General features: G+C 63.9%; 7 protein-coding genes. 1 reads left to right on the forward strand and 6 read right to left on the reverse strand.

What is annotated here, in order from left to right; genetic code table 11:
• Positions 1-2 precede the first annotated feature (2 nt).
• The 6 genes from ACXYMN_RS19360 to ACXYMN_RS19385 form a co-directional block, all read right to left on the reverse strand.
• Entirely contained in the window at positions 3-1,397 is a 1,395-nt protein-coding gene (locus tag ACXYMN_RS19360; protein WP_459015687.1) for an FAD/NAD(P)-dependent oxidoreductase, read from the reverse strand.
• On the reverse strand, positions 1,384-1,704 hold the full coding sequence (locus ACXYMN_RS19365) for a (2Fe-2S)-binding protein (protein ID WP_459015689.1): 321 nt from the start codon (positions 1,702-1,704) through the stop codon (positions 1,384-1,386). The genes ACXYMN_RS19360 and ACXYMN_RS19365 overlap by 14 nt, the downstream gene beginning before the upstream one ends.
• Entirely contained in the window at positions 1,679-2,779 is a 1,101-nt protein-coding gene (locus ACXYMN_RS19370) for an NAD(P)/FAD-dependent oxidoreductase (protein ID WP_459015691.1), read from the reverse strand. Before ACXYMN_RS19370 ends, ACXYMN_RS19365 begins: the two co-directional genes overlap by 26 nt.
• Before the next feature lie 64 nt (positions 2,780-2,843).
• Complete coding sequence (gene dctP / locus ACXYMN_RS19375) at positions 2,844-3,842, reverse strand: TRAP transporter substrate-binding protein DctP (RefSeq protein ID WP_459015693.1); 999 nt, start codon at positions 3,840-3,842, stop codon at positions 2,844-2,846.
• Positions 3,843-3,879: 37 nt separating this feature from the next.
• Positions 3,880-5,190 carry a TRAP transporter large permease gene (locus ACXYMN_RS19380; RefSeq protein ID WP_459015694.1) on the reverse strand — a complete coding sequence of 437 codons (1,311 nt, stop codon included), beginning with the start codon at positions 5,188-5,190 and terminating at the stop codon, positions 3,880-3,882.
• Positions 5,187-5,657, reverse strand: a complete 471-nt coding sequence (locus tag ACXYMN_RS19385) for a TRAP transporter small permease (RefSeq protein ID WP_459015696.1) — start codon at positions 5,655-5,657, stop codon at positions 5,187-5,189. The genes ACXYMN_RS19380 and ACXYMN_RS19385 overlap by 4 nt, the downstream gene beginning before the upstream one ends.
• Positions 5,658-5,768: 111 nt before the next feature.
• Between ACXYMN_RS19385 and ACXYMN_RS19390 the strand changes: the two genes are divergently transcribed.
• On the forward strand, positions 5,769-6,704 hold the full coding sequence (locus ACXYMN_RS19390) for a LysR family transcriptional regulator (RefSeq protein WP_459015698.1): 936 nt from the start codon (positions 5,769-5,771) through the stop codon (positions 6,702-6,704).
• Positions 6,705-7,179: the final 475 nt, after the last annotated feature.

Here is a 7,179-nt window from a genome sequence, read left to right on the forward strand (position 1 = left end):
TCCTATTCCGCGGCGTCCTGCGCGATTTCGTCCATGGCGGCGAGCTCGCCCAGCGTCACCGGTTTGAGCGGCGCCCGAATGCGGAAATATCCTGTCGCATCGAAGCTCTGTCCATTCGCCTCCGCGAGAAGCGCCGTCACGGTCAGCCCGCAATATCGGCCCTGGCACGGCCCCATACCGGAGCGGCCAAAGGCTTTGGCCTGATTGGGGCCGCGGCACCCCAGACGGGCATATCCGCGGATATCGCCTGCCGTCACCTCTTCGCAGCGGCAAACGACCGTCGCATCGCCCGGCGCGAGGGCCTCGGCGAAGGGCGGATAGGCCCGGTCGAGGAACGGGCGCGCGGCCAGCTCGCACGCGGCCGCTGCGCGCAGCGGTTTCGCCTCTCGGTCCCGCGCCTCGACCGCGATGCGGCCTGCGTCCTGCGCCACCTCCAGCGCAGCGAGCTGGCCGGCGATCTCGGCGGCTTTGGCTCCGCCGATCCCGGTCCCGTCGCCCGCGATGAAGACACCCGCGACATCGCTTTCGCCCCAGCTGTTCACCTTCGGGACGAAACAGGCCTGCGCCGCGTCCCAGCCATGGCTGACGCCGATGGAGCGGGCCGCCTGCGTGTTGGGCACGACGCCGTGATGCAGAAAGACCGTCCGGCAGGAGAGGCGATGGGGGCGCCCTTTCCGGGTGAACGTGACAGCATCGGCCCGGTGGGTGCCCTCGATGGCGATTTTTTTCGCGCCGGTATAGCGCGGCACGCGCGCACGGGTGATCTCGGCCAGCATCCGCAAGCCCTTGGCGAGGTAGGGCCAGCCCCGCATCGCCCCGCCAATATGACGGGCGGCGCGCACCAGGTTCTGCGCGCTTTGAGTCTCGACCATCGCGCGGGGCGGCGTGCCGGCCCGCACCATCTGCGCCGCGATCAGGTAAAGAAGCGGGCCGGAGCCCACGAGAACCGCATCGCGGGCCAGAACCCCCGACTGCTTGAGCAGGATCTGCCCGGCTCCGGCGGTCATGACGCCCGGCAGGGTCCAGCCGGGTACCGGCATGGGACGCTCCAACGCGCCGGTGGCCAGCAGGATGCGATCCGCGGCGATCTGGGCGCCGCGTCCCTCCTTGGTGTAGGAGATGCGAAATCCGTCCTCGATCGCCCAGACAACGGCGCCGGGGATGTGATCGACCCCTGCGTCGCGCAGCCCTTCCGTCAGCGTCGTGCCATGGGCGTAGTCCGCGCCGAGGATATCCCCGCGCAAAGGCGCGACACGGTCCACATCGCGGTAGATCTGCCCGCCGGGCTGCGGTTGTTCATCGAGGATCGCGACGCCGAGGCCCAACTTCGCGGCCTTGGCCGCGGCCGCCATGCCGGCAGGGCCCGCGCCGATGACGACAAGATCACGCGGGCTCATCATTGGCTCCATATGCGGCGGTGCGGCCTTGGGGGCGGGTGACCTGCAAGCCATCGGTGACCTGCATCATGCAGGCCTGCCGCGCGACCCCGTCGATCTCCACGAGACAATCGAAACAGGCACCCATCATGCAAAACGGGCCACGCGGCGCGCCGGACACGGGCGTCTGGCGGAACACATCCACGCCCGCCGCCAGCAGGGCCGCGGCGAGGTTGGCGCCATCGGGCAGGTCAATGGGCGTGCCATCAAGGACGACCGGGACGCGCGGCGTGCCTTCCATCTCAAGAAACGGCAAATCTTGCTTCACTGAACACCTCCAAATCGGGCGCGGCGTCGGTGCCTTCGAGCCAGTCAGGCAAGAGGCGTGCATGGGCGGCGGCAAGGGTGATGCCGCTGTGACAGGTGACGAGATAGGCGCCCGGCATCTCCGGGCTTTCCTGGTAGATCGGCAGCCCGTCCGGCGAGAGCACCCGCAGCGCGCCCCAGGAGCGCACGAGCTGCGCCTTGGCCAACGCGGGATAGGCGGCGATCGCTTCGGCGGCGAGTCCGGACAGGCCCGGCTGCGTCACGCGGTCGTCGAGGCCGACCTCTTCGTTCGTCGCCCCGATCTGAATGCCGCCCTCGTCGACCTGACGGGCGATCAGGGAGGGACGGTTGATGAGCTTGGGCAGCTTCTCGGTGATCAGAACCTGCCCACGCTGCGGGCGGATGGGCGCCTTGAAGCCCAGCTTCGGACCAAGCTCCGTCGCGCCGAGGCCCGCGGACAGGATGACCTTGCCCGCACGGGTTTCGGTGCCGTCGGCGCAAGCAATAAGAAACGCGTCCGGTTTGGTGACATCGGTGACGGTCTTGCCTGTCAATACACGCCCACCCATCCGGCGCACATCGGCCGCGAGCGCCCGCAGCAGCTGTAGGGGATTCGCGTGGCCATCCTGATGGTGCAGAATCGCCCCGACGACCTTGGGGCCGATATGCGGCTCTTCCTTGCGCAGGGCGTTGTGGCCGAGCACCTCGAAGGGGTAGTCGCCGTCCAGCTTCGCTTTCAGATCTTCATATTTCTCGACCGTGGCCTGCAGCGTCTCTTCGGAGAAGTGCAGATCGTACCCGCCCTTCTGTTCGAGCGGGACGGCTTGCCCGGTATTGTGCCCCAGCTCCTCGGCGAACTCGGCCCAGATCGCGGCGGATTGCTGGGACCACCGAGCGTAGCGCGGCTGTTTCATTCCCTTGGACTGGACCCAGACCAGTCCGAAATTGCCCCGGCTTGCACGGAACGCGCCATCGTCACCGTCGAGAACCGTCACCGTGCGACCGCGCTTCAGCAGGCCCCAGGCGACCGAGAGGCCGACAACTCCGCCCCCGATGATGGCATAATCGGTTTCCATTGCGTCTTTCCGTGGCTGAAGGGTCAAGGTAAGGCGGCCAGGTCACCCTGCCCCGTGATGCGGATCAACTGCCTCCGGCGGCCAACCTGGCGAGGATCGACTGGCCCCACTCAGCGCCGACATCTTCCAGCACCGCAGGCCAGACATCCGCGCGTACCTTGGCGGCCATCGCGGACAGATCTTCCTCGCTCAGCTCGACCAGTGTCGCGCCAAGCTCGTCCACGAGACGCTGCTCGTTTCGGCCCTGATCGGCTTCGGCAACCTCCCAGCGGGTGGCTTCGAAATCCGCGGCTTGCTCGACCAGTGCCGCTTGCTGCTCATCCGACAGAGCCGCGAGGCTTTCGTTCGAGATGATCATGTACCAGACTTCGAAATGGGTATTGGCCGGGATGTAGGTGCGCGTCACGTCACGGAACGAGGCATAGTAGCCTTCCGCGCCGGACCCGATGACCCCATCGACCACGCCGGTCTGCACGGCCGTGAAGGCCTCGGAGAAGGGGATGGGCGACGGGATGTATCCCAATGCCTCGCCGGTGAGCTGGAAACTCTTGATGCCGGGCACCCGCACCTTGATGCCGCTCGGCTCGACCGAGCCCGGGTTCGGGTGCTCCACGTTCAGGGAGATGCCGCCGAAATAGACCGGATAGGCCGCGAGCATGGTGATGTCCTGCTCGGCGTAGAGCTCGGCCATCACCTCGCGCACAACACCGCCGGGGCCGTAGACCGCGCGGGCCTGGTCCCAGTTGCCCGCAAGATAGGGGAAGGAGGAGATCTGCATCCGCCGATCGGCCGCGGTTGCGGCAGGCTGGGTGGCCATGTCGATGGCGCCCACGCTGATACGCTCCTGCACGGTGGTATAATCGCCAAGCGCGGAGGCCGGGAACAGGTTGATGGTCACTTCGCCGCCGGTTGCCTCGGACACGGCCTCGGAAAAGGCGCGCAGTTCCACGTCGATGGTGGCGTCCTGCGGGCGCACGTGGCTCATCTTGAGGTCTTGAGCCTCGGCGTAGCTGCCAAGCGCCATCAGCGCTGCCGCTGCCGTCGTCAGGAATACATGTTTCATGGTAAGTCCTCCTTGTTGAATGAAGTTGGTCAGGGGGTCAGGGCGCCACGTCGTAGCCAAAGAAACGCGGCAGGAAGAGAGACAGGTCGGGCCAGAGCGAGGTCAGGAAGACCACCGGCACGTAGCCGAACAGGATGAGCTTCATCGCGGGCGGGATGACCTTGGTCACCTTCACCTTGCCGATGCGCGCACCCAGATAGAGGATCGAGGCATAAGGCGGGGTCACGCCGCCCATCGCGGTGTTCACGCCCATGATGGCGGCGAACTGGACCGGGCTGATCCCGATTGCGTTCATCAGCGGCAGCAGCAGAGGGGCGATCAGGATGATCGCGGTCACGTCGTTGACCACCATCCCCACGAGGAACAGCAGGATATTGATCATGATCAGCAGCAGGACCTTGTTCTCGGTAATCGAGAAGATGCCCTGCACCAACTGCTGCGGGATGCTTTCATATACGAACATCTGGCTGAGGATCATGGAGAACAGGATCATCATCATGATGGCGCCGACGGCGGTGGCCGCCTCGCGTCCTGCGGACAGGAAGTTCTCGAGCCGGAGGCCCTTGTAGATGAGAAAGCCCACCGGCACGGCGTAGATGACGGCGACGGCCGCGGCCTCGGTCGGGGTCATCACGCCGCCGTAAATTCCGCCCAGGATGATTACCGGCATCAGAAGCGCAGGAAAGGCATGGATGCCGCGGCGCGCAACCTCGCCGCTCAGTTCCGAGAAGGTCGGCTTGTCATCCAGCACGAGGTTGAACTTGCGGGACATCACGAGGTTGATCACCGAGAAGGCGATCATGACCAGCAGGCCGGGCCCCAGCGTCGCGAGGAAGCAGGCCAGGATCGAGGTGTCGGTCACCCAGCCATAGACGATCATCGTGACCGATGGCGGAATGAGCAGACCCAGGATCGAGGAATTGGCGATCAGCGCTGTGGCGTATTCCCGCGGATAGCCGCGCTTCTCCATCTCGGGGATCAGCAGCGGGCCGATGGCGGCAATGCCGGTCAGACCCGAGCCGGAGATCGCCCCGATCACCGCGCAGGACACTGCGGCCACGACGCCGAGACCGCCACGGACATGCCCGATGAACGCGTTGACGAAGCGCAGGAGAGAGGCCGCGATCCCCGATTCCGACATGATCGTCCCGGCCAGAACGAAGAGCGGAATGGCCAGCAGGACCGGGTTTCCAAGCTGCTGGAAACCCCAGAGCATCATACCCTTCATCGTCACGTCGCCGATGAAATACATCACCATGAGGGCGGCACCGAAGCAGTAGGGCAGCGGCACGCCCAGGGTCAGCGTGATGACCAGAAGGGCAATGGCGATGAGCGCGATCTCGATCATGCCAGCTCTCCTTTGCCCAGAGCGCGAATGTGCCGCCAAAGGTGCCACGCGGTGTAGACCATCATCAGTCCCAGTCCGATGACGAGCGCCACGTCCGAATAGAAGGTCGGGATGTAGAGCGTCGGGCTCTCGCGCCAGACCCGCCAGGCGTAGCGGGTATAGTCCCATGCCCAGATCAGCAGCCACAATCCGACGATCAAGCTGATGATCTCGCCAATGATGGCGAGGATCGTGTGCCCGCGGTTGGTTTTTATGAAGATTTCCAGAACGTTGGCGCGGATATGCGTGTTCTCGCGCGACGCATTCACGGAGCCCAGGATATACAGCCAAAGCGTCGGGTAGAGCATCGTCTCTTCAAGGCCCATCACGGGCACCTGAAGCACGTAGCGTGTGACAACTTGTACGAACTGGCCCAATGCCACGATGCAGATCAACGCCGTCAACAAGTATTTCGCGAAATGATCCATCGCCCCTCCGGTCCGACCCGTCGAAATGCCGGGATAGCGACATCAAACTGGACAGGTCTCATAAAATCAATTTGATTATATCTTTAACATCATCAACTGGGCTTATACCTTATGAACCTCACTCTTCGGCAATTGGCGACGTTTCGAGAAGTGATGCGATCCGGTTCCGTGAGCAGGGCCGCGCGCGCGGTCGGGCGGACCCAACCGGCCGTTTCCACGATGGTTCAGACCCTTGAGGAACAGCTTGGTTTCGCGCTTTTCGTGCGCTCCCAGGGCAAACTCACTCCGACGCCCGAGGCTCGGTTCTTTCTGGAAGAATGCGAAGAGATCCTCGCCAGGGTCGAGCGCACCGAGCGTACCTTGCAAAGCATCAGCACGCTTCAATCCGGCAAATTACAGATCGCCTGCCATCCGGCTGCCTCCAGCGTGTTCCTGCCGCGTCTGCTGACGCGGTTTCTCGAGGGCCGCGACGATCTGGACGTGTCCCTGATCATGCGGTCCTCGGACGTGATCGAGGATCAGATCGCGTCGCAGCAATTCGACGTGGGGTTCTCGGAAACGCCCGAACCGCGCGCCTCCATCCGGCAGATCGACTACAACCTGGAATGCGTCTGTGTGCTGTCGCCCGATGATCCGCTCGCCAAGGCCCGGACCATCACGCCGCACGATCTTGATGGTCGACCGATGGCCGTGCTGTTCGACGAACACCAAACTGCAGTGCAGACCGAAGCCGCCTTCCGTGCCGCGGGCTGTCGCTTCAACAGACGGCTGGAACTCCGAACTTTTCTGCCTGGTCTTCAATTCGTGGAGTCGGGCGTCTGTACCATGGTCTGCGACATGATCACGGCCTACAGCCACCTCCTTCAGTCACAAGGCGAACCACGATTGGCCATCCGACGATTCTGTCCGACGATCACCAACAGCGTCTCAATCCTCACACCCGGCTACGCCCCGCAATCCATCGTGGCGCGCGCCTTCATCGAGGACATGCAAGTCGCCGTGGAACGCATGAAAAAAGACGTCGAAGAGGTGGTGGCCCAGTCATAGGTCGACTTGGCATGGCCGCAGTGCGGCGTCGGCCTTACCGGATTGGAGCCACGCGAGAAGTTGCTTCACAAGTCTGATGATCGCCTTAATCCGGCAGTTGCTTGCAAGTGATACGGGCCTCGTTCGTGACTGCCCTCGGTCGAATGTGACCCATTGGCACGTGCCGGGAATGTCAGCTCAGACGATGTCGCAAGTCCAAGAGCGCGTTGAGGCCGAGGAACGGAACAACGGGCTGCCGACCAACCCTGTGATGATTTGCATTTAACGGGACACAACGGTCTACCAAGTCATCTTATAAAGGTCCGCTTACGCAACGGACCGCACTGCAGTTCGCACTTGCAGCGAATTCACACTTCCCTGAAGGTTTTTCGATGCGGGCCGCGGCGCGACGTGGGCGGCCGGGAGGTGGCGGCTCGCGTTGACAAACCTCGGAAGGAGGAAGCCGCGGGGGGCTTGGATCAGGCTATGGGGAAAG

Source organism: Roseivivax sp. CAU 1753 (assembly GCF_054482575.1).

What these genes read in the sequence shown, in the direction of transcription:
- ACXYMN_RS19360 (WP_459015687.1), bottom strand. Translation starts at nt 1,397, where the DNA reads ATGAGCCCGCGTGATCTTGTCGTCATCGGCGCGGGCCCTGCCGGCATG.
- ACXYMN_RS19370 (WP_459015691.1), bottom strand. Translation starts at nt 2,779, where the DNA reads ATGGAAACCGATTATGCCATCATCGGGGGCGGAGTTGTCGGCCTCTCG.
- dctP (WP_459015693.1), bottom strand. Translation starts at nt 3,842, where the DNA reads ATGAAACATGTATTCCTGACGACGGCAGCGGCAGCGCTGATGGCGCTT.
- ACXYMN_RS19380 (WP_459015694.1), bottom strand. Translation starts at nt 5,190, where the DNA reads ATGATCGAGATCGCGCTCATCGCCATTGCCCTTCTGGTCATCACGCTG.
- ACXYMN_RS19385 (WP_459015696.1), bottom strand. Translation starts at nt 5,657, where the DNA reads ATGGATCATTTCGCGAAATACTTGTTGACGGCGTTGATCTGCATCGTG.
- ACXYMN_RS19390 (WP_459015698.1), top strand. Translation starts at nt 5,769, where the DNA reads ATGAACCTCACTCTTCGGCAATTGGCGACGTTTCGAGAAGTGATGCGA.